The 25,899-nt window shown below is 48.4% G+C and carries 26 protein-coding genes; 19 read left to right on the forward strand and 7 right to left on the reverse strand.

Annotated features, from left to right (window positions below):
- Window positions 1-39: 39 nt before the first annotated feature.
- Together AC5ELV_RS15130 and AC5ELV_RS15135 are read right to left on the reverse strand one after the other, a co-directional pair.
- Complete coding sequence (locus AC5ELV_RS15130; RefSeq protein WP_493430836.1) at window positions 40-1,131, reverse strand: glycosyltransferase family 2 protein; 1,092 nt, start codon at window positions 1,129-1,131, stop codon at window positions 40-42.
- Between the two features lie 181 nt (window positions 1,132-1,312).
- Complete coding sequence (locus tag AC5ELV_RS15135) at window positions 1,313-2,533, reverse strand: NTTRR-F1 domain (protein WP_493430837.1); 1,221 nt, start codon at window positions 2,531-2,533, stop codon at window positions 1,313-1,315.
- A gap of 476 nt (window positions 2,534-3,009) precedes the next feature.
- Between AC5ELV_RS15135 and AC5ELV_RS15140 the strand changes: the two genes are divergently transcribed.
- From AC5ELV_RS15140 to AC5ELV_RS15155, 4 genes are read left to right on the forward strand one after another with little or no spacing between them, the layout of a single operon-like run.
- On the forward strand, window positions 3,010-4,125 hold the full coding sequence (locus AC5ELV_RS15140; RefSeq protein ID WP_493430838.1) for an ABC transporter ATP-binding protein: 1,116 nt from the start codon (window positions 3,010-3,012) through the stop codon (window positions 4,123-4,125).
- Window positions 4,122-4,844, forward strand: coding sequence for an ABC transporter permease (locus tag AC5ELV_RS15145; RefSeq protein ID WP_493430839.1), 723 nt, complete (start codon window positions 4,122-4,124; stop codon window positions 4,842-4,844). The genes AC5ELV_RS15140 and AC5ELV_RS15145 overlap by 4 nt, the downstream gene beginning before the upstream one ends.
- Window positions 4,845-4,849: 5 nt before the next feature.
- Window positions 4,850-6,241 (forward strand): GldG family protein, encoded by a 1,392-nt coding sequence (locus AC5ELV_RS15150; protein WP_493430840.1) that lies wholly within the window; start codon window positions 4,850-4,852, stop codon window positions 6,239-6,241.
- Window positions 6,238-7,170 carry a DUF4340 domain-containing protein gene (locus AC5ELV_RS15155; RefSeq protein WP_493430841.1) on the forward strand — a complete coding sequence of 311 codons (933 nt, stop codon included), beginning with the start codon at window positions 6,238-6,240 and terminating at the stop codon, window positions 7,168-7,170. Before AC5ELV_RS15150 ends, AC5ELV_RS15155 begins: the two co-directional genes overlap by 4 nt.
- A 74-nt stretch (window positions 7,171-7,244) precedes the next feature.
- Here the strand turns inward: AC5ELV_RS15155 and AC5ELV_RS15160 are convergent, their stop codons facing one another.
- Window positions 7,245-7,442, reverse strand: coding sequence for a hypothetical protein (locus AC5ELV_RS15160; protein WP_445744872.1), 198 nt, complete (start codon window positions 7,440-7,442; stop codon window positions 7,245-7,247).
- 192 nt (window positions 7,443-7,634) lie between these two features.
- Here AC5ELV_RS15160 and AC5ELV_RS15165 point away from each other — a divergent pair, with 192 nt between their 5' ends.
- From AC5ELV_RS15165 to AC5ELV_RS15175, 3 genes are read left to right on the forward strand one after another with little or no spacing between them, the layout of a single operon-like run.
- Complete coding sequence (locus tag AC5ELV_RS15165; RefSeq protein ID WP_069290276.1) at window positions 7,635-7,991, forward strand: hypothetical protein; 357 nt, start codon at window positions 7,635-7,637, stop codon at window positions 7,989-7,991.
- Window positions 7,934-8,176, forward strand: a complete 243-nt coding sequence (locus tag AC5ELV_RS15170) for a helix-turn-helix domain-containing protein (RefSeq protein WP_493430842.1) — start codon at window positions 7,934-7,936, stop codon at window positions 8,174-8,176. Before AC5ELV_RS15165 ends, AC5ELV_RS15170 begins: the two co-directional genes overlap by 58 nt.
- A 54-nt stretch (window positions 8,177-8,230) precedes the next feature.
- Window positions 8,231-8,899 carry a hypothetical protein gene (locus tag AC5ELV_RS15175; protein ID WP_493430843.1) on the forward strand — a complete coding sequence of 223 codons (669 nt, stop codon included), beginning with the start codon at window positions 8,231-8,233 and terminating at the stop codon, window positions 8,897-8,899.
- 64 nt (window positions 8,900-8,963) lie between these two features.
- Here the strand turns inward: AC5ELV_RS15175 and AC5ELV_RS15180 are convergent, their stop codons facing one another.
- Window positions 8,964-10,541 (reverse strand): esterase/lipase family protein, encoded by a 1,578-nt coding sequence (locus tag AC5ELV_RS15180; RefSeq protein ID WP_493430844.1) that lies wholly within the window; start codon window positions 10,539-10,541, stop codon window positions 8,964-8,966.
- 194 nt (window positions 10,542-10,735) lie between these two features.
- On the opposite strand from AC5ELV_RS15180, the gene AC5ELV_RS15185 reads away from it, so the two are divergent.
- On the forward strand, window positions 10,736-11,716 hold the full coding sequence (locus AC5ELV_RS15185; protein ID WP_493430845.1) for a YhcN/YlaJ family sporulation lipoprotein: 981 nt from the start codon (window positions 10,736-10,738) through the stop codon (window positions 11,714-11,716).
- A 105-nt stretch (window positions 11,717-11,821) separates the two neighbouring features.
- On the opposite strand, the gene nagA is transcribed toward AC5ELV_RS15185, so the two are convergent.
- From nagA to AC5ELV_RS15200, 3 genes are read right to left on the reverse strand one after another with little or no spacing between them, the layout of a single operon-like run.
- On the reverse strand, window positions 11,822-13,042 hold the full coding sequence (nagA, locus tag AC5ELV_RS15190) for an N-acetylglucosamine-6-phosphate deacetylase (RefSeq protein ID WP_493430846.1): 1,221 nt from the start codon (window positions 13,040-13,042) through the stop codon (window positions 11,822-11,824).
- A complete protein-coding gene (gene nagB, locus AC5ELV_RS15195) occupies window positions 13,039-13,767 on the reverse strand; it encodes a glucosamine-6-phosphate deaminase (RefSeq protein ID WP_493430847.1) in 729 nt (242 codons plus the stop codon). The genes nagA and nagB overlap by 4 nt, the downstream gene beginning before the upstream one ends.
- A gap of 1 nt (window position 13,768) precedes the next feature.
- Window positions 13,769-14,635 (reverse strand): MurR/RpiR family transcriptional regulator, encoded by an 867-nt coding sequence (locus tag AC5ELV_RS15200; protein ID WP_493430848.1) that lies wholly within the window; start codon window positions 14,633-14,635, stop codon window positions 13,769-13,771.
- Between the two features lie 353 nt (window positions 14,636-14,988).
- Between AC5ELV_RS15200 and AC5ELV_RS15205 the strand changes: the two genes are divergently transcribed.
- From AC5ELV_RS15205 to AC5ELV_RS15255, 11 genes are all read left to right on the forward strand, one after another.
- Window positions 14,989-15,267 carry an acyl carrier protein gene (locus tag AC5ELV_RS15205; RefSeq protein ID WP_013311713.1) on the forward strand — a complete coding sequence of 93 codons (279 nt, stop codon included), beginning with the start codon at window positions 14,989-14,991 and terminating at the stop codon, window positions 15,265-15,267.
- A 49-nt stretch (window positions 15,268-15,316) separates the two neighbouring features.
- Window positions 15,317-16,510, forward strand: coding sequence for a radical SAM protein (locus AC5ELV_RS15210; protein WP_493430849.1), 1,194 nt, complete (start codon window positions 15,317-15,319; stop codon window positions 16,508-16,510).
- A gap of 55 nt (window positions 16,511-16,565) precedes the next feature.
- Entirely contained in the window at window positions 16,566-17,942 is a 1,377-nt protein-coding gene (locus tag AC5ELV_RS15215) for a preATP grasp domain-containing protein (protein WP_493430850.1), read from the forward strand.
- Between the two features lie 17 nt (window positions 17,943-17,959).
- On the forward strand, window positions 17,960-18,205 hold the full coding sequence (locus AC5ELV_RS15220) for an acyl carrier protein (RefSeq protein ID WP_023990061.1): 246 nt from the start codon (window positions 17,960-17,962) through the stop codon (window positions 18,203-18,205).
- 37 nt (window positions 18,206-18,242) lie between these two features.
- A complete protein-coding gene (locus AC5ELV_RS15225) occupies window positions 18,243-19,328 on the forward strand; it encodes a hypothetical protein (protein ID WP_493430851.1) in 1,086 nt (361 codons plus the stop codon).
- Between the two features lie 70 nt (window positions 19,329-19,398).
- The gene (locus tag AC5ELV_RS15230) at window positions 19,399-20,391 is read left to right on the forward strand and encodes an ABC transporter ATP-binding protein (RefSeq protein WP_029518330.1); all 993 of its coding nucleotides are present in this window, start codon (window positions 19,399-19,401) and stop codon (window positions 20,389-20,391) included.
- Complete coding sequence (locus tag AC5ELV_RS15235) at window positions 20,381-21,187, forward strand: ABC transporter permease (protein WP_493430852.1); 807 nt, start codon at window positions 20,381-20,383, stop codon at window positions 21,185-21,187. Before AC5ELV_RS15230 ends, AC5ELV_RS15235 begins: the two co-directional genes overlap by 11 nt.
- Window position 21,188: 1 nt before the next feature.
- On the forward strand, window positions 21,189-22,001 hold the full coding sequence (locus AC5ELV_RS15240) for an ABC transporter permease (protein ID WP_493430853.1): 813 nt from the start codon (window positions 21,189-21,191) through the stop codon (window positions 21,999-22,001).
- A 49-nt stretch (window positions 22,002-22,050) separates the two neighbouring features.
- Window positions 22,051-23,583 (forward strand): hypothetical protein, encoded by a 1,533-nt coding sequence (locus AC5ELV_RS15245; RefSeq protein ID WP_493430854.1) that lies wholly within the window; start codon window positions 22,051-22,053, stop codon window positions 23,581-23,583.
- 17 nt (window positions 23,584-23,600) lie between these two features.
- On the forward strand, window positions 23,601-24,761 hold the full coding sequence (locus AC5ELV_RS15250) for a UDP-glucuronosyltransferase (protein WP_493430855.1): 1,161 nt from the start codon (window positions 23,601-23,603) through the stop codon (window positions 24,759-24,761).
- Entirely contained in the window at window positions 24,758-25,846 is a 1,089-nt protein-coding gene (locus AC5ELV_RS15255) for a Gfo/Idh/MocA family protein (RefSeq protein WP_493430856.1), read from the forward strand. Before AC5ELV_RS15250 ends, AC5ELV_RS15255 begins: the two co-directional genes overlap by 4 nt.
- Window positions 25,847-25,899 lie beyond the last annotated feature (53 nt).

Below are 25,899 nucleotides of genomic sequence, written 5' to 3' on the forward strand. Positions count from 1 at the left end.
ACTTACTTGAAGAATGATGGGTGTTTATGGGAGACATCTCTATTGGGGAGGATTCAGGATTGAGCTAAAAAATTGTCGATTATGCAGGACATGCGGGTCGTTGGGAATGTAAGTGGCAGCTTGCTCGTTGTGCCAATTCGCACGTGTGTAATCCTTCATCCGAAAATGGCAAATGCATAGCTGGATATGAGGAAACCACGTTTGGTACGCGTCTTGTACTGGGCCCATCGTGTCGGGAGGATTCAGAGTGGTAGCCATGTCGTACCAGTAAATAGCTTTGGAGATCTCATTTTTATGCAAAAAATAATGACCCATCCGACAGCACAGGTTTGCCCTGGGCGTATCGAAGGTCAAACTATGGAGAGCCGCCGTAATGCTTTGCTCTAGCTTGCCAAGTTGTTGCAAACAGTCGGCCATTTTGCTACATGCACTAATCGCATCCTCTACCCAGCATTGTCCGGTATCCAGAAAATTTTGGTAAGCCTGCACGGCCTGCTCATATCTTTTATTATCTCTTAACTCGTTAGCGTAATAGTAGAGGTCACGAGGAGAGAAGGTATGGCCTTGGGTGAGTAACTTCTCATAAATTCGCAGATTTCTTCCTGGAGAGACTGTATGTGTTCTGGTGTGAGTTATGGCGATATCGGCATGTTGAATATTCCCGTCTACGGCGAGGTACTCATGCACGGCTCCGTGCCAACGGAATCCAGCTAATCTTCTGATCAAGCGGTTGCGGCGAAAATGTAGGGTGACATTGCCATGATCATCAAAGGCATAATGATAATTCATAGATACAGAATCGACGATTGGTACGGCTGAGGAACCAAGGGTTTGCTTCAGCTCAAGCAGCTTGGCGGCATCCTGCTCTTTCAAAATATCATCGGCATCAAGCCAGAGAACGTACTCCTGCGTAGCTTGCTCAAACGAATAGTTACGTGCAAGGGCAAAATGATCTACCCATTCAAATTGAAAAATCCGATCTGTAAAGTTGCGACATATGTCAATGGTCTGATCCTGTGAACCCGTGTCCACGATGTTGATTTCATCCACAATAGAATGGACCGATTCCAGGCAACGACCAATAGTATTTTGATCATTTTTGACGATCATGCACAGGCTGATACTGATCAATTGAGCATCACTCCTTTGGGAAACATCTAAGGATGCAGTTCAAACATAAAGTTGGATTTAAAAGAGGTCTGATTTATAGAAGCCCTGCCGCAATCGCGGCAGGGCAAGGATGACAAGCCTTAATGTGCTGTGCGGCTTTGTCGATAAGGTATGGTACATCGCTTAACCATGAAAAAGGAGGTTAGAGTCCGGTAGGTCCGGTAGGTCCAGTTGGCCCCGTAGGTCCGGTAGGTCCAATCGGTCCTTGTGGACCTGTGTCTCCTGTTGGTCCAATCGGACCAGTAAATCCAAACGGTCCGGTAGGTCCAGTCGGCCCTGTAGGTCCCGTGTCGCCCGTAGGTCCGACAGGTCCAGTAGCGCCAGTGTCGCCAATCGGTCCGATAGGCCCGATAGGTCCAGCTGGTCCGGTAGCACCAGTGTCACCCGTGGCTCCCGTAGGTCCGACAGGTCCGGTAGCGCCAGTGTCGCCCGTAGATCCCGTAGGTCCAATAGGTCCGGTAACGCCAGTGTCACCCGTGGCGCCTGTAGGTCCGACAGGTCCGGTAGCACCTGTGTCCCCCGTGGCACCCGTAGGTCCGACAGGTCCGGTAAATCCAAGGCCAAATGGTCCGGTCGGTCCAGTCGGCCCCGTAGGTCCGATATCGCCCGTAGGCCCAATAGGTCCGGTAGCGCCAGTGTCGCCCGTAGCGCCCGTAGGTCCAACAGGTCCGGTAACGCCAGTGTCCCCCGTGGCACCAGTAGGTCCGACAGGTCCGGTAGCACCTGTATCTCCCGTAGCGCCCGTAGGCCCGACAGTCCCGCTAATGCCCGTGGCGCCTGTGGCACCCGCAGGCCCTGTAGCACCTGTAGCACCTGTAGCGCCACTAGCGCCTGTAGCACCAGTAGGCCCGGCAGGTCCGGCTGGACCCACAGCTCCAGCTGCACTTGCCTTAACAAGGGCAACGGCATCAATAGCTACATCAGCGGTGTTAACCGTGGCATTTTTACTAATAATCAAAAAGGCATAGGCTGCGTTAGCTGGTACAGGAGCTGTTACTTCGTATAGACTTTGCCATGTCCCATTCACAGCGTCTGGCAATGTTCCTGCGCTCAAATAGGTAGTTAGCCCCGTGCCAAGGAAGCTAAAGGTTGCGTCATAGTAATACAGAAAAATGTTAACTTGAGGACTGGAGAGGCTTCCTATTTTTGCAGCTGAAAGACTTAACGTATAACTTTCGCCTGGTGCAGCAAAAACGACCTGGGAAAGAGATGCATCTACTGCGCCTCCTGCCAGGATCGCACTATAAAAGTTTGTCTTTTTTACAGATAAGTTAGTGACAGTCACATTGACAGAGCTCCAAAAAAGGGTTGATCCGATCTCGAAGTCGCCGTTATTAACTAGATTGGTAAACAACACACTCATCGCTTTTATACACTCCCTTCACACGTTGTAATGATAGTAGATGTAAATCCATACCTTAGCGAACCGTACAAGTTTCCGAGGGTAGATGTGTATTTTTGTGTTCACATTTCAGACACATTATTTTAAGCTTCTATTTAAGTGACGTTAAGCTGGAGTTATATGTGGGGGATTATCATTAGAATTTAAAAGTGTAGCATGAGGTGCGAGGAGACCGCTTCGCGAAGGCTTTGAGCTTCCGATCGCTGTTGCTGTAGGATTCTTCTTTGATTAGATAAGACATATAAAGGTAAGAATCCTACAGCAAAGGCGAACGCTGGCGCTTCTCCAGCTTCAAATCCTCCGCTTCGCTGCTACCCGCTACTCCTGCAACATTTTAGATGGGAGGAAGTAGGGTGAGACCGCTCCGCCACTCATGCAACATTTTGGGGTAGGGGAGCAGCAGGAAGAAGATTACGATAAAAGAAAGGGTGGAACATGTGCTCAAAGTGCAGCAGGTGAGCAAGTGGTATGAGGGCAACCGGGGTGTACATAAGCTGGATTTTGAAATGCAGCGCGGTGAAATTGTTGGTTTTCTGGGGCCGAATGGTGCGGGTAAAACGACGACGATGCGCATGATTACAGGGTATCTTCAACCCAACGAGGGAGTGATTACGATTGACGGTATCCCGATTCAGGATAAGGGCAGGCAAGCTCGTTCCAAAATCGGTTATCTGCCGGAGACTCCCCCTTTGTATGAGGATATGTCCGTAAGATCCTATTTAAAGTTTGTAGCTAGTATTCGGGACGTGCCTGCGAGAGAGCAGAAGCTGCGTATTTCGGAGATGATGTCCAGGCTGGGACTGAATGGGCGGGAAAAACAATTAGTCCGCAGTTTGTCCAAAGGGTATAAACAGCGCTTGGGACTGGCAGGTGCGATTATCCATAACCCGGATTTACTGGTGCTGGATGAACCGACCTCGGGTTTGGACCCCAATCAAATTTTGGAGATTCGTCAGCTCATTCAGGAGATTGGCGAAAATCATACGGTATTGCTCAGCACGCATATTTTGCCTGAGGTGGATGCTTTGTGCAATCGTGTTCTCATCATCCATGAAGGGAAACTGGTCATGGATGGGCGTCCTGACGCGCTTGGCGGTTCGATGGAAGATGGATTCAAGGTGAAGGTGGAAGTCAAAGGCAAGCGTGAGCAGGTGCTGGATGTCCTGCGTTCTTGGGGAAAAGTAGAGGTTGAATCTTCGGCGGCCACGCTGCCTTCAGCGAACATGGAGCTGACCGCCGCGGAGCCAGATATGACCGGATTGTTACTCACAGGAGCCTCCGGTGAGGATTTTCGCGAAGAACTATTTTATGTGCTGTCTGATGCGAAACTTCCGATTTTGGAGATGAAAAAAGAAAATCTTAGCTTGGAAAGCATCTTCCAGCAGTTAACAACCCGCGAGACGGAAGAAGGTCAGGTCAGCGATCCAGCAGTACAAGACCTACATTCCTCGGAGACTACAGCACCTACGGCTATCACGGGGGAGCATGGAGAAGCTGCGTCCAGCGACGATAAGGCTGAAGAAGATAAGGATACAGGAGGTAATCGGTCATGAGGCGTTTGTTCGCGGTCTGTCAAAAAGAGCTGCAAGCCTATCTGTGGACACCAACGACGTATTTTGCGCTTGCAGTGTACATGCTGCTGACGGGGTTACTTTTTTACACAAATTTTGTTATGTATCAACCTAGCATTCTGGACTATCGGCTGGTACTCGGTGACACCTTGTCCATGCTGGTGTTCGTCGTCCCATTGCTCACGATGAGGCTGGTTGCGGAGGAATTCAGGCAAGGTACGGATGAACTGTTGCTTACCTCACCTGTGAGTGTGACGGAAATGATCGTGGGTAAATTTTTGGCGTCGCTGGGCATGTTGCTCATATTGGTGCTATGCAGTCTAGCGTATCCGGTCGTGATGTCCTTTTATGGGTCGCTGGATTGGACGCTGGTATTAACATCTGTGATCGGTCTGTTTATGCTTGGCTCAGCCATGATGGCGATCGGCTTATTCGCTTCGACGCTTTCACAGCATCAAATGATGTCAGCGGTCGTCAGTTTTATTATTTTACTTGTGTTCTGGATGCTGGATTCGTTTGGTGGACAGACGGGTGCATCTGCGGCGGTACAACAATGGCTGGAACCTTTTTCACTAACCGCACGGTTTGACAGTTTCACCAAAGGATTGCTGAATGGAGCCGATGTGATGTACTACGTGACGGTGGCGGTGCTCTTTTTGCTATTCAGCATCCAAGTGGTTGAACGGAAACGGTGGAGGTAATGAATATGAAAAAATGGCTGGGTCATACCAATAGTGTAGTACTATCGATTGCTGCTGTAGGAATTTTTATTTTATTGACGTTATTTCTGCGATCGCTGGGTGGCTTTCAACTGGATTTGACGGCAGGCAAGCAGTATACGCTGTCTGACCAGACGTTGACGACGATCCAGGGTGTAAAGGAAGAAGTACGTCTCATTGCTTTTACCGTATCCACTTCACAAAATCAGAAGTTGAACCGGGATGTTACGGATATGCTGAATGAATACGCCAAGCGTAACAACAAGCTCAAGGTTGAGCAATACGATCTGAATCAGGAACCGATACTGGCCAAGCAATATGGTGTTACTGCAGCGTCTATTGTGTTGGTGCAGGGGGAGAAGAAGCGGGTTATAGATATTGGGAGTCTATTTACGCAAGCTCAGGGGAGTGGCGAAGGGGCATACCAATTTACCGGGGAAGAAAAGCTGACTAGTGGACTGTTGGGATTATCATCTACCCGTCAAGGGAAAGTGGTCTTTCTAACTGGACATGAGGAAATCCCATTGTCCCAAATGACTGAATTAAGTAGCTCACTGTCACAAGATAATGTGAAAACAGAGGAAGTTCAGCTCAATCAGGCGGGTAGTGTGCCCAAAGATGCGTCTGTATTGGCTATTATCGGACCAGAACGTGATATCAGTGCAACGGAACTGAAGAGTATTCGTACGTATCTCAATGATGGCGGCAAGCTTTTTATGGCACTAGGCTTTCACCCGAACATGGGGTCCGATTGGAAAAACCTTGATGCATTAGCAGCTGATTATGGAGTGAAGGACACTCATGCCATCGTGGTGGATCAGGAACAGACGAATACACTGGGACCTCTATGGACGGTTCCTACCTTCGGGAGTCATGCAATCACCGATAAGTTGGCGGCTTCCAATCTGTACCCGGTTCTTTCACTGTCTATTGCTTTGCAGGCAGGAGAGCAGAAGAATTGGAAGACGACGCTTTTGATGAAATCTTCTGCAGCCAGTTATGGGGAAACGAATATCCAAGGGCTGCTGAACAACGAAACGCAGAAGGATGGCAAGGACCCGCAGGGGCCTCTGGATCTCGGTTATGCGGTAGAAGGGAAAGACGGCAAGCCCAAAGCCGTTATTCTTGGAACGTCTGCCCTCTTAAGCGACACTGAGATCAGCACAGGAGGCAATCGAGACTTTGTGCTGAACAGTCTGAATTATGTGCAGGAACACTCTGATGGGCTCACCATTCGTCCCCGTCAGGAGCAGGATTATAAGGTAGCTTATTTGACTCCTGCACAAGCGAAAACGATATTGACCATATCTGTCATCGGATTGCCGTTGCTGTTCGCGGTCATCGGAATCTTATTATGGTGGAGGCGAAGAAGAGCATGAGAAAATGGATACCCACAGTGCTGCTGTTAGTTGTATTGGGGGCGGGTATAATCTATGCAAAGAGCCAAAACTTCTTTCATGAACAAGCGCCGGCGGCTCGCCAGCTGGTTCAGCTTACGCAAGGGGATATTACGTCTTTCGCAATCACTGGAAAGGATGGCAAGTCGGTGGAACTTAAACAACATGATGGTCAATGGAGTATGAGCAAGCCACGGACTTACCCGCTAAACCAATATACAATAGACAATTGGCTAGCGGCGATTCAAAATGTAAAGTTGGGTGAAGTGGTGGAATCTTCTCCTACAGACGTAGCCAAATATGGGATATCCGCTACCCATGATCAAATTGAGATTAAGACCAAGCAGGGTGACGTTCGTACCTTTGCCTTCGGTGAAACGTTGCCTTCCGGAGATGCTGTTTATGTATTATCAGACAAAAAAGAGATAGCTTCTGTACCTATACTTTCAGGGTTGTTGCTGGGTGTTGAAGACTTTATAGATACAACGCCGTTCGATTGGGACGATACCAAGCTGAGCGGAATAGAGTGGGAAGGCCAAAATGCTTCATGGATGCTCAAATCCTCCGGTAACAGCGGAACCGGAGACAGTGCTTCCACATCTTGGACGCTGAACGGAAAGTCAGTCGTCAGTGAGACGGCGACTTCCCTTTCGCAGCAGATCAAAAACCTGGCCAGCAGTCAGGCCTTGCGCAAAGCCTCTGAGCTGAACAAGCCTGTTCACCGCTTTACGCTGAGCATATCGCTGGGTAAGGATGATTCCCAGCTGGTCTATCAGGGCTGGACTCTTAACGATGATCCAGATACCGTATGGGTTATACCGCCACAAAGTAACTGGGCTTATGGTCTGTCAGTATCTGACGTAAACCGTGCTGAACAGAACGGCCACGACCAAGCTCAGACTGGAAAATAATCATTAGAAATTAAATTAGTGCACAAAGAGGCTCCAACGGCGGATGATCGTCGTCTGGAGCTTCTTTGTGTTCGTTACTCATCAGGTTTGCTGCTTTTGGAAGAAGAGTTGTTAGTGTCGTTTAAATCTTGGATAACCTGAATTAGCTCATGAAGTGAGAGATCCAGCTTATCCAGCTTTTCTTCCATCGTGTGCAGGATGTGCCGCAACAAAATAAAACAAAGTCCAGCCGGAAAGCCTACGTTGGTAACCAGAGAAAGAGCATCATCCATTTGCAATGTATTCCCTCCTTTTTAGCCATATATAAAGGAAGGTAAATTAAAAGAACCATATACAACTGATTGTAAAAATAGTATAATAAATAAGAACAAGTGTTCTGATTTTGGTTGTAAAATAGGTTTGGAAATTACCCTATAGTATGAGGATTAGAAAAAGTCAAATCCAAAGAGAAAGGGTGATTTACAATGGATCAGTCTCAGCTAACATTGGTTGAACAATATCGAAAGAAGCTGTACCGAATTGCCTGGAGAATTCAGTATCGTGCTCGGGTACAAACCAATCATGAATTTGTAATGGAAAAGAACGAAGCCGTCAGCGCCCCGTCTTTTACAGAATCTTCAAACTCTAATATGTACACACTACAGCTTATCAACTCTCTATCTTCTGAGATCGGAAAAATGATCATCTTTGACCTTTACATACTAGACAAAACCGAAGCACAGATTGCAAAAGAGTTAAAGCTATCCCAACAGGCGGTGAATAAATGGAAAAAGAAAATGCTCAAAGAGTTATTTCGGATGCTGAGTTCGTCCAATTGCTAAAATTAGTACGAAGTGGAGATCAGGAGGCCATGTGTAGGATACTTCATTTGTTCGATGAAGACATTCAAAAGACTAGTCGGTATATTCGTATGTCCCGTGAAGATGCTGTCCAAAGCATTGTGACTGATTTTATAGAAGAACTGCGACAAGAGTCAAAGACAGTAAAAAGTGGACAATGGATATAGCCTTGGCTATCCTTATCCATAGGTTTACTTATTTAACGGAGGGCTTATAAGTTTATGAGTGATAACAGGGCTTCTTTTGAAAAAAGTATGAAGATGTACCCAGCCAACAGTATTCGTTCCAACGTCATCATTCTTGTTTTATTACTGTTAGATCTGTTTCTAGTTATCCCCTTAGTGGGGAATCCATACATTGCAGTTTACGTTTATGTACTGTTGCCACCGATTGTTATGATAAACATTTGGGCTCTTGTACTGGTCATCATGCCACGCAAATTGCAGTTAAATTACATTTTATTCCGTGGTGTATTTGGTGTGGTTTGTTCTATTGGCTTCATGATTATGACACAAAAGTTTGCTTATGGCATGTTGGGTTTGGATACTTCATGGTATTTTATAGGTTCTTTTGCCCTTTATGGATTCGCCTTGTATTACTTTATAAAATATAATTTGGCGAAATTTAAAGATCCTTCAAATCATAAGAAGAAACCAAAGTTTAAGGAAAAAAACAAGAGAACACCTGTAGTAACTATCACCACATTTACTGGGACTGGTTATCTGATAGCTAATGTTTCCCTCGGATTCGCGACACAACAATTAGTTGCCACAGTATTGATCAGTGTATACTCGATGCTGGCATTTGTTCTTTTTCATTTTGTTATGGATTTACACCGCTACTATTGGCTTTATAAGCTGAGGAATCAGACAACGGATTGTACACAATGAAAAAAAGCCTGCAAATGCCCCAACTATAATAGGGATTCGCAGGCTTTTCAGGTTGTAGATTTATTTAGTCAACATACTTATTCCCGTCAGCATCAATATAAATGGATTGAACAGCTGTGCGGCGGTACGGATATCCAGCCTCTGTGGTGCCGCTAATTTCATAGGTTACAGAATAGATGCCGGGCTTGTCCGCTTTGGATAGCTCAATTTGTCCGTTAGGTTTAACCGTTTTTTGCTGTACCGTCAAACCTTTGGATGCAGAAGTGACTCCTTGCTGCGGATCACCATAATATTGAACTTGGTAGGTGACTTGTGTAACGCTGTCCGGGGCATCCTGTGGTTTCAGGTTTAGCTTCGGGCCTACTGCATTCAGATTGTATTTCAGCTCAGGAACTTGAACAGCCTGGTAACGTGCAATCAGGAGATACGCTCCTTTATCAGGAACTGTGACGTTCAGTTTATAGGTGCCCGGTTTTGGATTTTGAATGACGGCGTTATGATGCCAGGCACCAGCAAAAATATCGTCATCATAGCCTGCTTTCAGATTAATCATTTCACTAGTACCGTCAGGCTTGGTTAGTTCCAACGTACTCACACGTTTATCGCTGATCCAGTCCAGATCAATGGATTTGACACCATTTTCAACAGTGAGGGTTTCTGAGGCTTTTCCATTATAATCGCCGCCTCGGATAAAGTATGAATTATCGATCTCGCTATAGGTGGATTGTACCGCAGAAGCAGTCAGGGAAGATGCTGAAAGTTCTTCAGTTTCCTGATTCAATGCTGGAGTGTTCGCTTGGAGGTAGGGTTGGATCAGGGAGAAGACGTAAGAACCGGTACGAACCTTGGCATGATCCCAAGATCCGACTTTAACTACACGTCCGCCGGGAAGCTTAGCATTGTCGACGGTGACCACTCCATCATTCTTGCCAAAAGATGAAAGGTAAAGTCCGCCAAGTATGTAGGAAGCGGTGCCGCCAGACCAGTTATCACCAGCAAACGTGAAGAATGGAATTGTAGTCGCGTTGCTGAGTGCATCGGTCTTGGATCGGAAATACTTCATATAAGATGTTTGTAAAGTGGAAGTACCGGGATTTTGTGAGCCGACGATATCCGCCAGCCATCCGGCCCAGCTGCTGTAGGCGAGATCTGCAAGTTGTGAGCCATGATGAGGACTGCTGAGGGTGATGACACGTTGAACATAGGGAGCGGCTCCGTTATATACGAGAGCGGTTTGAGTATCCACTCCACCTTTGCTGTGGGCGATGACGATAAGTTTTTTTCCAAAGTGATTACTGATGACCTTAATTTTGTCGGCCAGAAGCTTACCATTATCCCACATATCTTGAGATGTACCATTTGTATCGTACAAATTAACAGTGGCCGTCTGGTATCCGGCATCACGTGCGCGCTGAAGCATATCGTTATTATTCTTGGTCCAGACTTCAGCGCTACTGTTCAAACCATGTACGAATAATAATGCGGGTTTGGCAGGATCAACGCGATTAGGTGGTGGGCCTTCTGCCCAGCTTCCGGCGGGATCTTTCGGGGGTTGGGGTGTCGTGGAGCCTGCAAAAGCGCCGACGGGGACAAGAGTAATGGATAACAAAAAAATGAGCATCAAAACGGTGATCTTTTTCAAACTGAAAATCCTCCTTTGTAAAATAAAGTATTTTTCAAGCTTATTATACATGCCATCTTGTGGTAAATCATCAATTGTATTTCATATTTACATTAAAATTTTATTTTTTAGTCATTTTTTAGTCAGGATATCCCCATGATTCATAGCGCATGATAATCTCGTCACACATTTTATAATGTATGGAGGATGAGTTCATGCCAGGAACTAAGAAGGTCATCAGTTTTACGATTTCTGCTGCTTTACTCGCCAGTATGGCTGCTTTGACCGGGTGCGGAAATGCCGATCATAACGTTCGTACGAACAGTGCACGCTATAACGCGCAAAGCACACATCATATGGATGGTGTGAACCGTTATGGTATGGATGGTGTAAACCGTTATGGGGTTAAATCCAATGGTATGGACGGGATGGCATTGAATGAGAATGCCAACCGAACCGGACATCCAGTCCGTAATCTGCAAGTCGATCGCAATTTGTCCAAACGTATATCCGAGATGCCAGATGTAAAGTCTGCGACAGTGCTGGTCGGTGAACGACATGCCTATGTAGCCGTTTCCTTGAAAGACCAAGCCAACGGAACAGGTGTCGGTGCTCCAAGTATTGACGGTACTCCAAGTGCTAACAATACTGGACGTAACGGGAATGTACCGAGTGTGAATGGCGTTAATGGCACTAGAGGAAACCGTACTACGGATACTACAACGCCTGGAATGACAGACAATGGGGTTACCGGGAATGGAGTTACCGGGAATAGAACACCTGCGCGTCGTGATGACGGTTTATTTGGTACGATGGGTACAGGATCGTACGGTATGTTGCGTGGCTTGACGGACAACAACAATCGCACAGATAACGGAAACACCACCATTGAGGGGGCAAGAACTGCATATGAACCAAGTGATGCAGTCAAGAGCCGTATCGCGAATAAAGTGAAGCAATTTGCACCTTCCATTGAACAGGTGCATGTATCGGCTAACCCGGACTTTGTTAGACAAACCTCTGACTTTACACGCAGTGTACAAAATGGTCATCCGATTAGAGGCTTGAGCAATGAAATGGTGGATGTAATTGAACGTGTATTCCCGACTTCGGCGGCTGATACAAACCGTCCAATGGATAATACAACACCGACACGTCCACAAAATCATACCCCTGCCCCGATGAATCATCGCTAATTCAAACCCTATAAGTGTGCAATGCCAAAGAAAGAGCTATCCATCTCAGCGAATACGCTGGTGGATAGCTCTTTAGTTTTGGGGAATGATATAACTATAACTGATTTATTTGCGCAATCCTTTAATCCATACGCCTTGCAACTTTAAGTCTCTATCCAGTAACAGGATGTCTGCTTGTTTACCTGCTTCAAGGGAACCTGTACGATCAGCAATGTGCAAGGATCGAGCCGGATTCAGGCTGGCCATTTGTGATGCCGCGGGAATACTCATACCCACATGTTGAACCAAGTAGCGGAAGCCTTCAATCATCGTTAGTGTGCTTCCGGCCAATGTGACGCCATCCTCCAGTCGTGCTACACCACCCTGCACAATCACCGGCAAATCGCCGAGCGTATATTTCCCGTCTTCCAGACCAGTAGCAGACATGGCATCGGTGATGAGAATGAGATTATGATCTTGCTTTAACTTAGCGAGCAGGGAAATGGCGACGGGATGCACATGAATGCCGTCCGCGATGATTTCTGCTTCAATGCGCGGATCAGCGAGTACGGCTCCGGCGGCTCCCGGCTTGCGATGATGCAACGGGGTCATAGCATTAAACGCATGCACGGCATGGTTCAGCCCTGCCGTCGCTGCCTGTTCAATCTCTTCATACGTAGCATCCGTATGACCGAGAGCTGCGGTAATGCCATGGCTGCGCAGCCATGCAATCAGTTCCAGCGCTCCTTCCCGTTCGGGCGCAAGCGTGAGCTGGCGAACAAGGCCTGGGTAGCGTTGCTCCCATTCTGCTACCCATGAGAGATTCGGTGGCACGATATGTTCCGGGTTCTGCGCTCCCGGCCACTTCGGACTGATGAACGGCCCTTCCAGATGTACGCCCTCCAACTGAGCATAGGGCATAGGTAGTGCCATGTATGCGTGAACTTCACTCAATACCCGGTCAATCTGTTCCTTGGGCGCGGTCATGGTGGTAGCCAGCATAGCCGTCGTTCCTTGTGAACCGTGAAAGGAGGTGATCGTATCCAGCACTTTTGGACTGGAGTCCATAAAGTCTTCACCGTTACCGCCGTGAACATGAATATCAATAAAGCCTGGCAGCAGATAGCCTTCTTCCAAACGCACAATGTTTACGGCTTTCGCTGCGCTTTCTTCCTGATTTGCCAACACTACCGCTGTCCAATCAACCGACAAATTTTCCTCGGAACCAGCGTAAACAATGGATTGTCCCTCAATGATGACAACCCCTTTTTCAATGATGTCATTTCCAACGACAACTTGCCCATATAGTAGCTGGGGTACGTTACCACTCATTTCATCTGACTTCAATTGAACCATCCTCCTGCTTCCTGATCCAGTAAAATAAGTACGTTGGGGTGGCATTGCAGCAGGGAAGCCGGACACGCTGTCGTGACAGGTCCAGTTAAAGCCTGCTTTATAATGTCGGCCTTATCCGCACCAAAAGCCACCAGTATAATTTGCTTCGCCTTAAGAATCGTGCCTACTCCCATCGTAACTGCTTGCCTAGGTACAGCATCTATATCGCCAAAAAATCGAGCATTCGCCGAGCGCGTACTTTCTTTCAAATCTACAACATGTGTAGCCCCAGCTAAGTTGTGACCGGGTTCGTTAAAGCCAATATGACCATTGTGGCCAATGCCGAGCAATTGCAGATCCACGGGGCCATGATCCAGAATGGCCTGTTCATGCGCTGCACATTCTGCTGCCAGATCCAGTGCATTCCCGTCAGGGACACGTGTATGGGATATGGGAATGTCGATATGCTGGAACAAGTGCTCATTCATAAAGCTTCGATAGCTCTGCGGATGTTCTGGGGGAAGACCAACATACTCATCAAGATTCACGGAATAAGCGCGTGCAAAGCTGACCTGTCCCTTGCGGTACATATCTGCAAGATGCTGGTAAATGCCAATCGGCGTACTACCGGTGGCCAGGCCAAGCATGGCCTGTGGTTTGGATAGCAGCAAGCTGGCGATCACAGCGGCGGCAGTAGCGTTCAGGTCTTCACGGCTGTTCAAAATGCGTATGTTCATCTTAGTGGCCCCCTGGTTGTTTTTTGAGCTTGCTCACTTGTTGATACGAACCTTCCAACCTCGGAATATACTTGTCAAAATCTGCGCTCACCATACCTGTAAACAGAATATCTATGATATGAAGCTGGGCGATGCGGGAGGCCATATCGCCACGTCGCATTCCTTCCTCCAATGAGGAGGAAAATAGCGCAATATCCGCAAGGCCTGCCAGCGTATTGTTTCCGAAGGAGGTTAGGGATAGTGTCTTGGCCCCCTGTTCCTTTGCGCAGCGTAGAGCCGCAATGGTCTCCTGAGTTTCTCCTGAATAAGAAATGGCAAAGGCGATATCTCCTGCTCCGAGCGAGGAGGCAGAGGTAATCTGCATATGCGAATCTGCAAAGGCAGTACTGTTCTTGCCAATACGGATGAGCTTCTGGTAAAAATCCTGCGCCACAATCGACGATGTCGCCATCCCATAGAGATCAATGCGGCTCGTGGCTGACAACCATACAATGGCCTGCTCCAGCTTGTCATAATCCAGCAGTCGAGTCGTGTCCGCAATCGATGCAGTATGGTTCGCCTGAATAGCCTGCACGATTCGGGAAAGTGAATTTCCGGCGACAATATCCTGATAGGATTCTTCACCATTACGGTTGGAATGGGACAACTCGGCGGCCAGCTTCATTTTAAAATCGGGATAGCCTTTAAAATGTAGTGATTTGCAAAACCGCGTAACGGTCGCTGCACTCACACCACAACGCTCTGACAGCTCTCGAATACCCAAATGCAGCACATCTTCCGGGGATTGCAGGATGGATTCCGCCAGCTTGCGCTCCTGTACGGGAAGCTGCTCCAGTCTATGGGCTAATGTATGAAGAATGGGGGACATGAGCTGTGCTCCTTTGGCTGTAGAGTGTTTGTGTGAAAATAAGTATCGTATATAAGAAGGATATAAAGAAAAATATTTTCACGTGTATTGTAAAATAATTCTGCTGCTCATGCAAGAGATGTGAGGAGAATTTCTATTAGATTTTGCGAAAAAACAGCCAGCGAAAATTGTAGAAATTATCATACATTAATTTACATATTGCGAGTTTTACTTACAAAACAACCTATTGACTTGTCTCTTCATTGGAGGAGTATAATTGAATAAAGTTCCAGTGAAGGAATTTTTCTAGGAGCTTTGCAGAGGACATCGTTGGGCGGAACGAATAGAATCTCATTCACAAGGAGGAGTTTGCTGTGCAAAGCCAAGTGATTGAAATGATCAGCGCGGTTAAGGAAGATCCTGAACTGGTCGCTAAGCTGGATGGACATTCGGACATTATTCATGATGCGGGACTGGATTCGTTGCAGTTGGTTCATTTCATGCTGCAAGTGGAGGATGCGTTTGATGTGGAGATTGATTTTGATTCCTTTGAGCTAGAGCATTTGAGCTCGGTAGATGCGTTTTGCAGCTACATTCAGGGGATCAGCGATGCGGAACAAGCGCCGCACCTGGAGGGAATGGAGACGGTCTGACGTACAGCTAGGTACATGTGCCTGAAAATCCATTAAACGAGGTGTTAGCATGCAGCCCAAAAGCAATGTGCTGATTGATGAGAAAGCGTTCAAGCTCATCAAGCGTAACCTGAAAAACGCTTCTGTATCTTACCGTAACGCAACACAGGATCCTGCTTTCAAAACGGACATGCCCCAGACGATCGGCATTAAGCTGACCAACCGCTGCAACCTGAGATGTACGCACTGCTTTGAATGGAACGAGGAAGGCTACCATCACCAAATGGATAAAGAAGAACAAAACATGGATCTTGCTCCGGACATGCTCCGGCAGATTTTGAGCGAAACCAAGGAAGCCAAGTCCAGACTGTACATGTGGGGCGGCGAACCGATGTTTCATCGACGTTTTGATGAAATTTTGGACGTGCTGGCGGAAGATCGGCGCGAAATGACCTTTTGTACAAATGGATTACTTATTGATAAATATTTGGACCGGATTTTGGAATTGTCCGAAAATCTGGAATTATTAATAGCGATTGAAGGTTTTGAAAGAGAACACGATCTAATTCGCGGTAAAGGCACCTTTCAAAAAACAATGCGGCAGATGGATAAGCTGATTGAACTGCGCGATCAGGGATTGTACAAGGGACGGGTAACTGTCCATGCGGTCATTAACGATAACATGATCGGACGGATGTACGAATTTCTGCAAATGCTGGAGGACAAAAAGCTGGATCTGGTGCTGCTGACGTTCCCCTGGTACATTTCCAAAGAAACCTCCCTCAAAATGGATGAATATTTTACACGTAATTTTTCTTGGCTCCGACAACTCGAAGAAAAAAATATTAGTAGCTGGCATGCTTTCAAATATAAAATCAACCCGGATAACATCGACCCTCTGATGCAGGAATTGCAGCGGATCAATGAGCGGGTATGGAACATTCGCGTGCGCTATCAGCCCGGTTTGGATTATGAAGAAATTGATAAATTTATACATGGCGAGGAAATGGTCAGCCGTTGTTCCAATCATTGTTTGGCGCTCACCTCCAGAACAGATATTTTACCGGACGGGAAGGTCATGCCTTGTAAATTTTTTAGTGAGTTCACGATTGGAAGCATGCGTGAGCACAGTCTGAAGGAGATATGGAACTCGGATGCGTATGAGAAAACCCGTCAAAAGATTAATCATGAAGGATTGACTCCGGTGTGCTCCAAATGCAGTGTATTGTATCTGCACGGGGCAGGCTCTCTGAAATACATTTAGTTTTCTATGGATGTTGTTTGTTACTGGATGGAAGAGAGAGGGATGATGACAAGACGTGACGACTAAAACGATTAACCTTGTGGAAGCGCTTGCGCATGAACGGGACCATGGAGTCCTGATTTGGCTGTTTAATATCGGTGCAGAGCAAGTGTGGCATCCATCCCCCCGCAAGGGGGGCATGGTAGACCGGGATGAACAGCAGGTCGTAAACCGGATGGAGGAAATGAATCTCCTGCTATGTCGAAGTCAGGATGTCATTGTACTTCGGGAATATCCGGATGAGGCGTTTCTGGACATGCTTCAACGGTTGGGCTTTAGCCTGCCGCGTATTGAGGTGCCAGAGCCTTCTGATCCGCTAACGCCGATTTCAGAGCTGGTGCTGGCGGATGAGGCGCTTTTGGCACGACTGCGCACGGTTGCAAATGCAGGCCACAGCAGCAGCGGAGCCAAAGCGTGGCTCGTCCCCTATGCGGTCACACCGCAGGAGGAAGCGATCGCGGAGCTTTGCGGGCTGGAGCTGATCGGCGCTCCATCCGCGGTCAGTGCTCAGGTGAATGATAAAATATTCAGCCGCCTGACCGCGCAAAAGCTTGGTTTTGCTGTCAGCGAAGGTGCTGTATGTGCAGACGAATCGGAGATCCGCAGGGAGTGTGCCAGACTGGCTGACTTATCGGATGGACCTGTGAAGCTGATTATCAAGCAGCCGCACGGTGCCTCGGGACAAGGCATGTATATGCTGGACGAACTGTCCAAGCTGGACACGCTGCTGAGTGTGATGAGGCGCTTTGGCGGCTCGTCGCCATCATCCGGTGGCTGGCTGGTGGAGCGCTGGCACAATAAGCAGATGGATCTGAACTACCAGCTCTGCATTGACGAGGGCGGTGGTGTGACGATGTTTTCGCTAAAAAGGCAAAACGTGGACGGCACCGTATATATCGGATCTCAAGTGCCGGCTGAGATTGGTGATGCGCTGGAGGAAGAAGTGAGACGCTGCGCCTATCAGCTGGGTACGTATCTCTATTCCATTGGGTATACGGGAATGGCCTCTATTGACGGTTTTGTTGACGAAGAAGGTTTGCTGGTTCCAGTCATTGAGATTAACGGTAGGTTTACGTTGTCTACCTATATTTCGTTTCTGTCATCCGTCCTGGGAGAACAGCACAAAACATTATCCCGTTATTATCGCAACGTTACCGCTACACCTCTCACCTACAGCCGCTTGTGCGGGCTGCTCACGGAGGAAGGCTTGCTCTATACGCCCGAACGTCCAGAAGGGGTGTTTGTGTATACGGCGGGTACATTGTCTGGTATTCCTGTGAAGCGGGGCTATGTGAACCGAATTTTCACACTTATTTTGGCAGACAGCTGGCAGGAAGCTGATGCTTATGCGCACAAATTGGAAGGTATCATTGCTGGATTAGGATGCTCATAAATGGGAGGGAATCAAAAATGAAAACAGATGTATACCATGTAGTACCCTTGCTGGAAAAGATTTTGAAGCTGGCTCCGGGCGAGCTGGAACAGTTGACTCCGGATCAGGATTTGCGAACCTTGGGGCTGAATTCCTTATCCGCTGTGGAATTAATTGTAGAGTTGGAAAATGAGCTTGATATTACGATGGAGGACGACGATCTAGTGCTGGAGCATCTATCTACACTACAAGGCATTGAGCGTCTGCTGGGCAAATATGCATAAGGGCGCTGAAAAGACAAGGTCTATGCAGGAGTCCGATATGGAGACTCTTCATGATTCCGTTGTGGACTATGGTGCAGAAGAAGTGGCAAACGCTCTTCCAGGGAAACATTGTGTATATTCTTCCCTGCGTACCTCATTGCGGAGGTACGGGGTGAACATGGCCGAATCCGAGCTGTTCATGCTGTGTGGGAGTATGTGCGCAGAGTATGGTGGAGATCTGAAACGCTTCGGACCTGAGAAATATCCAGAGCAGCTTCAAGAAATGGCAGCCAGTGGTGGACCTGTTATTCGGGTGGAACCGTGGGTCGCTGGTGTTAGTGATGAAACCGACCTGTTGCGGGTACTCACATCGGGCTACGGTACCATGCTGCATACATCAAGCACCGCCTTAACCTATCACGATGTATATGTGAAAAATTACCCAAGGGGCCACGTGATTGAGTTGTGCGGGTTGGACTTGCAAGAACGGACAGCACAGGTGAATGATAGCTTCCTGCTCGATTCCTCGGGACATGCCATGACTTATGTGGGCTCAGCCCGGCTCGACGATCTGATGCAGGGCATTATTGAGTATGCATGGCTGGTAGAGCAGCCTGCTCCGCTTTCGCCAAGTGAGATGCATGCTGCGTGTGCTCACCATATTCGACAGTATGTGACTGGACACGAAGCCATCTGGAGAGGCGTACCTACGTCTAATGAATCGGTCAGTCAAACGGGGAAAGCTGTTACAGGCAAGCAGGTCAAGCGGGGAGATGAGGGGTACCGGGCATTTGTTGGTGACTTCCGTCTGTTGGCAGACATGGAGGATCAGGATTTTCGGACGTACTGTCATGAAATCTATTACAATCTGCGATTGGGCAGTGCCCTTCATTTGACGGATTATACAGCTGATTATTGCCTGCTACATCAAGCTACGCTGGGGCCACAAACACAGCATGTAATTGAATTGGCACAGGGGCTGTACGCGGATTGGCACAAGCTTAATCTGCATATTTACAAAACAGGGCTTCAACTGCGCAAGCATCGGATGCCTGAGATTACGGAACGAGCTTTGCATTTAATTGAAAGACAGCGGCATATGCTGGAGGAACTGATGATTTTAGCAGAGCAAGCAGCCGAGTAGTCCAAGCATTCGGCCGTATCAGACACGTACATCCAGGTGTCCTGCACAGAGGAAAGAGGAGGGGAATTGATTGCCGTCCATTACATTAAACCAATTGTCGAAAACATTTACGTACTACAAAAAGGAGCCGGGCGTGCGCAAATCGTTGCAAAACTTGTTCAGGCGTGAGCAGCTGACCAAAGAGGCTGTGCAAAATGTCAGCTTTAGCATTGAGGAAGGCGAAATTGTCGGATTTCTCGGTCCAAATGGGGCGGGCAAAACAACGACGCTCAAAATGCTGTCTGGCATTCTCCATCCCACGGACGGGGAGGCATCGGTACTCGGCTTTACCCCGTGGAAACGACAAAAAGAGTTTAAACGTCAGTTTTCCATTGTAATGGGACAGAAAAACCAGCTCTGGTGGGATCTTCCTGCAAGCGAGTCATTCGAGCTGAACAAGCTTATCTATGAAATCGATGAAAACCGTTATAAAGAGGCGCTGGATGAACTGGTCACTCTGCTTGGGGTGGAGGAGCAGCTTCATGTGCAGGTTCGGCGGCTGTCTCTCGGCGAGCGTATGAAAATGGAACTGATCGCCGCGCTGCTGCATCGTCCACGGGTCATTTTGCTGGATGAGCCGACCATCGGACTGGACCTTGTTTCTCAGCGGCGGATTCGAGAGTTTTTCAAAGCCTATAACCGCACGCACCGGACGACCATCCTGCTGACAAGCCACTACATGAAGGATATTGAGGATTTGTGCAGTAGATCCATCATTATCAGTGGGGGCAGATTGGTCTATGACGGAGACTTACACAAGGTGAATGAGGTCATCGGTGCCCGTAAATTACTTAAGGTTCGACTGGAGACCCCTGTATCCAACCTAACGTTGGCGAGCCTCGGCAAACTTCGCTCCAACTCGGAACTGGAGGCGGTTTTTGAGCTGGATGCAGAAGATACCTTGGCTTGGTCCAAAAAGATTTTGGACGCACTGCCTGTCGTTGATTTTACGATTGAGGACGTCCCGCTGGAAGAGGGGATAGCCAATTTGTACGATGGGGGCAGGCTGGCCGATGCGAAATAACAAATATGTGAAGGTACTCCAGCTTGGCATGCAAAACGAAATGGAGTATCGGGCTAATTATTGGCTCCAAATGGCGGGATTTATGCTGCCGATCATGACGCAGATTTTTCTTTGGCTAGCTGTATTTGGTTCTTCGGGACAAGCAAGAGTGGTGGACTATTCTCTGCCGGAAATGCTGGTGTATGTGGTCATGGCAGGAGTAACTGGAAAACTGATTGCTACAGGCTTTGAATACGAAATTGCTACAGATATTAAGGAAGGTGGACTGGCAAAATTCATGGTACAGCCTGTGCATTATTTTGCTTACCGTTTTTGCCGGTTTATTGGAGGCAAAGTCATACAGTCCGCAGTCGTGCTGCTGGCGGCTGCTATTTTGCTGCTATGTCTTAGCCTGGAAGGACAAATCAGCTTCGGGCTATCGTACATCCTGCTTTACATATTGGCGTTGCCGGGAGCACTTGTGCTTAATTTTGTGGTCTATTATGCGCTGAGCGGCATAGCTTTTTGGATGACGGAATCGGCGGGACTTTTTTATACGCTGTCGCTTGTCATTTATGTAGCTAGCGGTACCGTGTTTCCGCTGACGATTTTTGGAGATGCTTTGGCCCGTCTGTTCAGTCTGCTACCGTTCAGCTACACCGTATTTTTTCCGGTGAATGCGTTGACGGGCAAGCTGACTGTGCTGGAAGCCGCTAAAGGCATTGGCGTGCAATGGCTCTGGATTGTAGTGTTGGCGGCTGTATCACGCTGGGTGTGGCAAGCCGGGGTCAAACGCTTTGTCTCGGTGGGGGGTTAACATGAAAAATGTTTTCCGAAACATTAGGCGCTACATCAGACTGTACTGGAAATTTGTCCAGTTTTCCGTCATGTCGCAAATGGAATATCGCACTAATTTTATAAGTGCATGTCTGGTTGAAACAGCTTATTTGTTTATCAAGCTGCTGTACGCATCGCTTCCATACCGCGCCGGGACGGACATTAACGGCTGGTCTCCTGACGCCATGTTGTTATATATCGGCGTGTTTACGATGATGAGCGGATTTTATAGTGGATTGTTCTACAGCAATTTTACAAGCCTGCCTGATAAAATTCGTACCGGCTCACTGGATGTGCTCATGACCAAACCCGTATCGCTGCAATTTATGGTGACACTGCGTCAATTTGAACTGGGCTATACCTTGCCGAATCTGATTGGCGGCGGAATTATGGCGGGGGTCGGCTGGCAGCAACTCGGTTTGCCGTTTAATTTTGAAACCGTTGGAGGGTTCACTGTGCTGCTCGGATGCGGAGTGCTTACGGCATACTCTGTATTTTTGCTCCCCCAACTGCTGGCCTTCTGGATTATCCGCACGAACGGCGTTACGGAGCTGTCCAACAGCATTTTCGAGACAAACTATGTGCCGATGGCCGTGTACAGCAACCTGATTCAGCGTATCGGCTTGTTCGTGCTTCCGGTGTTTGTCATTTGTAATTTCCCGCCCATGTTCATTCTCGGCCAAATGGATACCGGGTTGGTGGTATGGGCATTTCTCGCACCTCTCTGGCTGCTTGCGATCATCCGCCTGATATGGCAGTTTGCTCTACGTGATTATACGAGCGCGAGCCAGTAGCGCTACCGTGTAGTAGGCCAATAATGAAGCAGGAAAGGAAGCGAATCATATGAATGCGAACCCGAATCAGCGTCATTTATATATGGGAACGTTCGAAGCGGAGGTTTACTGGCGGGATGCCCAGTTAGCTTCCCTGCCAGCCCTCCCTGACCGGGCTTCTTCTGCGATTGTAGCAGCCATGGATGAACTGCTGTTCAGCTTTTGCCAGCCGGGAGATGCGTTATTGACCCGTTATGCCATTTCGCCCGTACATCGTCAGTATATCGCGCAGTTGGGCTTTCATCCGGTTGTCAACGAACGGGATTTGACCGATGGCATGGAGCGTGCAGGCAACGTGTCGACCGCATCCGTATTTGAACTGCTGGGCAGTCGCAAGGCCGATGCCGGAGAGGGGTTTCCTCAACTGGAAGGCTGTGTGCTTAGCCCGTTTGCGGGTTTACCGCATGTGGAAGAGGCTGCACGTGCTTGGGGAATAACCCTGCATCAGCCGCCGCTGGAAACGATTCGCAAGGTAAATGCCAAAACGTATTCCTCTGATCTCAAACGCAGCCTTGGTCTGCGCAACCCGGGCTATATTGTGACTTCGTTTGCAGATGTTGCTGAGGCGGGGCGTAAGCTGCTGCGGGATGGAAGCTTTTTAATCAAGGATGATTTTGGCGTATCGGGTAAAGGAAACCTGCACATTACCTCGACACAAATGCTGGACCGAATCGTATCGTATTTACGTGGACAGGAGCGCAAAGGCAAACAGGTGCTTTTCCTTTTGGAGCCTTTTCTGGAGAAAGAACAGGATTTTTCATGCCAATTTACGATTGGTGATGATGGAAGTGTCGAGATCATATCTGTACAATGGCTGGCTAACACACAATTTTCCTATCGGGAATCCTTGTCGCCGGACGGGGCTTTTTTAGAGCGGCTGGAGCGCGAGGGCTATTTTAGCTTAATGCAGGATGTGGGGCGGCAATTGTATCAGGATGGTTATTACGGCGATGTTTGCATCGATTCCATGACACTTCGTGGTGGGAAGCTGGAGCCTATTATCGAAATTAATGCCAGAAAATCGATGAGTTTGATCAAGCATCAGCTCGATACCTTTCTGGCCGGGAAAAATATGCGTGGCACACTGACGAATTATTCGCTGTCCCATGATGGCAGTCTATCCTATGAAGAACTGCTGGAAGGGCTGAAAGGCGAAGGATTGCTGTTCACAGGTGAACGTGAAGAAGGTGTCATGCCTCTGGGTGCCAATACGTTATATGTGAACACAGGTGGACGAGATGGCGAGAACAAGATTGTGGGCCATACAAGTACACCAAGCAGAAATGCAACCGGACGCAGAGGCAGATCATCTGCCAAGCAGGTTCGTGTGAGCGGGATTGGGGCCGGCGATGGCGGATCAGAAGGGAACGGCATGGGTAAGCCGGACTTGAATGGTGAAAAAGGAACCGCTGGAAGCGAACGGGCACGAGGCAAGGGGCGTCTTTATTTGGAACTGGTTGCCGCGAGCGATAAGGAAAAAATGCGATTGACTACAAAGCTGGAGCGTTTTTTGGCAGAGCATCATTTTACAGTGCTGAATTAAACGGGAGGCGTATGAGCATGCGTAGGAGTACGGATAAGCTTATGAAGGTAACGATTTTGTGTTCCGGTTTCGGATTGGGCTTTTATACCCCTGGCTTGTTGTTGCAAGCGGGTCTTCGCAGGCTGGGCGTGGATACGGCGATTCATGTATTTGAAAATGTGCTGCCAGAATCGGCCCGTCTCAAGGTTGATAAAAGCCGCAAAGCTTACCATGACAATTTTGCGGTGGCCTTAATGTCGCAGAAGGTTCCGCAGGATATGCGTAATTCACTGGACCCCGCAGCGATGGAAGTGCTGCTGAACCAATGGATGGAGGAAGATCGGCGGTATTTTATATGCTTATCCGGTCATTGGATGTATGTACTGGAGGAGTATCGCAAGCGCAGAGAACCGGAGTCGGTGCATGTGGACATCGTGTATATGGATTCGACACCTTCTCCTTCCTGGAAAAATCTAGCCAAGCATAACCCGCATTTTGCGGATGGCTGTGGAGAAACAACCTTTTTTGAAAATGACAAGAATAGAGTCAGCCACTATATTGATGTACCGGCCGTGGAGTATGTACCGTTTGAAGCACGGCAATCCCGCTTATTCATACATGGCGGTGGTTGGGGGATGGGCACCTACCGTGACAAGGTTGGGCGGTTGGAAGAAGCGGGCTGGGAGCTGGATCTGCTGTTGTATGATCAGGATCAACCGGATGAACAGCGGGACAGTATACGCTATTTTCAGATGGACCCGCAGTGGAGGACATGGCAGCGAAATGAAGTCGGGGAGCATACATTTCCGCCTTTCGGAGAGGTAAAAAGAGGCGAGAAGACAGTGTACCAGGTCGGACCGGATTACCATAGCATGCTGGACCAAGCATGTCGTGTCCAGGCCATTGTCAGCAAGCCCGGTGGCGGTAGCCTGACCGATTCGTTCGCTACAGCTACTCCGCTTATTATGCTGGAGCCGTTTGGTGTGCATGAGAAGCATAATGCGGATCTGTGGGAACGGCTGGGACTTGGTATGCGGTACGATACGTGGATACAAACCTATGATGGCAGTGCTCAGATACTGGAGGATATGCATCGCAGGATCGTAGAGCTGCGCAGTCGAACGCCGCGTTATATAGAGTCCTATGTGAATAGCATCCAAATGCCGGCAAGCTTCCCGGGAATGGAGCAGGGGTCATGAACGCTGCCGCGGCTGCACAGGAGCCTGCAATGCGAGACATTCGCTTTGGGATCATCGGCTGTTCTGCCATTGCCCCCCGTGCGTTGCTGGAACCGATCCGGCATGTTGCAGGCGCACGCGTGACCGCGCTTGCGAACCGCACGGTTGCCAAGGCAGGAGAAATGGCAGATCGTTTTGGTGTGAGTGTCGTTTATCGGCATGCTGAGGATATGCTAAAGGACCCGGAGATCGACGCTGTATATATTGCGCTCAGCAACGACTTACATGCCGAGTGGATTGGCAAAGCACTACGGGCTCATAAGCATGTGCTGGTGGAAAAGCCGTTGTGCCTGAATACGGCTGATCTGGTTCCCTTGGCAGCGACAGTCGAACAGAGCAGCGCTTACCTGCTGGAGGGAGTCATGGTGCAGCACCATCCTTGGCAGCGTGAGCTGCGAAGGATCGTAGAATCTGAGCGTTATGGTCGCTTATGCTCCATAGAGACGAATCTATGTATTCCGGCAAAAGAAGGACATGCCGACAATTACAGATCTCGCCCGGAGCAGGGTGGGGGATGCTTTTGGGATCTGGGCGTGTACTGGCTCCAGCTGCTTCAAGCCGTCGTTGGATTGGACCAGGCGGAATTCCACAGTCAATCGGATTTCGATGGTCCTCATGGCTGTGACTGGACATTTCGTGCGCAAGCCCGTTATCCGAGCGGATTGAAGGCATCTGCCCTCTTTTCATTTGAGCGCCCTTATCACTGTGCTCATGTACTGACCTTTGATTCGGCAGTAGTCACTTTAAAGGACTGCTTTCGGGCAAATTTAGGCTTTTATAAAATGACACTCAAGACGGAAATAAAGAAGGATATCATGCCGAATATAACGGATGCGGACAGACTGCCTGTGTTATCACAGACATCTTCGCATACCAAAACGGTTTTCGAGCCTATGAACTATTATGTCAATCAGTTGAATGCCTTTTGCAGCATCATCCGGGGAGAAGCGGAGCCCATTCCATTTCGCGAGGCTGCAGAACGCGTCAGACTGCTGGCAGCCATTCATGAAGCAGCACGCTCGGGCGAGACGATCTATGCAGTATGAATATGTTATGTTTTCGAGCAGTGGGAAGCGAATGATGCAAAATACGGAGTATC

Source organism: Paenibacillus sp. NMA1017 (assembly GCF_058895805.1).

What these genes read in the sequence shown, in the direction of transcription:
- AC5ELV_RS15135 (WP_493430837.1), bottom strand. Translation starts at nt 2,533, where the DNA reads ATGAGTGTGTTGTTTACCAATCTAGTTAATAACGGCGACTTCGAGATC.
- AC5ELV_RS15145 (WP_493430839.1), top strand. Translation starts at nt 4,122, where the DNA reads ATGAGGCGTTTGTTCGCGGTCTGTCAAAAAGAGCTGCAAGCCTATCTG.
- AC5ELV_RS15150 (WP_493430840.1), top strand. Translation starts at nt 4,850, where the DNA reads ATGAAAAAATGGCTGGGTCATACCAATAGTGTAGTACTATCGATTGCT.
- AC5ELV_RS15155 (WP_493430841.1), top strand. Translation starts at nt 6,238, where the DNA reads ATGAGAAAATGGATACCCACAGTGCTGCTGTTAGTTGTATTGGGGGCG.
- AC5ELV_RS15160 (WP_445744872.1), bottom strand. Translation starts at nt 7,442, where the DNA reads ATGGATGATGCTCTTTCTCTGGTTACCAACGTAGGCTTTCCGGCTGGA.
- AC5ELV_RS15165 (WP_069290276.1), top strand. Translation starts at nt 7,635, where the DNA reads ATGGATCAGTCTCAGCTAACATTGGTTGAACAATATCGAAAGAAGCTG.
- AC5ELV_RS15170 (WP_493430842.1), top strand. Translation starts at nt 7,934, where the DNA reads ATGGAAAAAGAAAATGCTCAAAGAGTTATTTCGGATGCTGAGTTCGTC.
- AC5ELV_RS15175 (WP_493430843.1), top strand. Translation starts at nt 8,231, where the DNA reads ATGAGTGATAACAGGGCTTCTTTTGAAAAAAGTATGAAGATGTACCCA.
- AC5ELV_RS15185 (WP_493430845.1), top strand. Translation starts at nt 10,736, where the DNA reads ATGCCAGGAACTAAGAAGGTCATCAGTTTTACGATTTCTGCTGCTTTA.
- nagB (WP_493430847.1), bottom strand. Translation starts at nt 13,767, where the DNA reads ATGAACATACGCATTTTGAACAGCCGTGAAGACCTGAACGCTACTGCC.
- AC5ELV_RS15200 (WP_493430848.1), bottom strand. Translation starts at nt 14,635, where the DNA reads ATGTCCCCCATTCTTCATACATTAGCCCATAGACTGGAGCAGCTTCCC.
- AC5ELV_RS15210 (WP_493430849.1), top strand. Translation starts at nt 15,317, where the DNA reads ATGCAGCCCAAAAGCAATGTGCTGATTGATGAGAAAGCGTTCAAGCTC.
- AC5ELV_RS15220 (WP_023990061.1), top strand. Translation starts at nt 17,960, where the DNA reads ATGAAAACAGATGTATACCATGTAGTACCCTTGCTGGAAAAGATTTTG.
- AC5ELV_RS15225 (WP_493430851.1), top strand. Translation starts at nt 18,243, where the DNA reads ATGGAGACTCTTCATGATTCCGTTGTGGACTATGGTGCAGAAGAAGTG.
- AC5ELV_RS15235 (WP_493430852.1), top strand. Translation starts at nt 20,381, where the DNA reads ATGCGAAATAACAAATATGTGAAGGTACTCCAGCTTGGCATGCAAAAC.
- AC5ELV_RS15240 (WP_493430853.1), top strand. Translation starts at nt 21,189, where the DNA reads ATGAAAAATGTTTTCCGAAACATTAGGCGCTACATCAGACTGTACTGG.
- AC5ELV_RS15245 (WP_493430854.1), top strand. Translation starts at nt 22,051, where the DNA reads ATGAATGCGAACCCGAATCAGCGTCATTTATATATGGGAACGTTCGAA.
- AC5ELV_RS15250 (WP_493430855.1), top strand. Translation starts at nt 23,601, where the DNA reads ATGCGTAGGAGTACGGATAAGCTTATGAAGGTAACGATTTTGTGTTCC.
- AC5ELV_RS15255 (WP_493430856.1), top strand. Translation starts at nt 24,758, where the DNA reads ATGAACGCTGCCGCGGCTGCACAGGAGCCTGCAATGCGAGACATTCGC.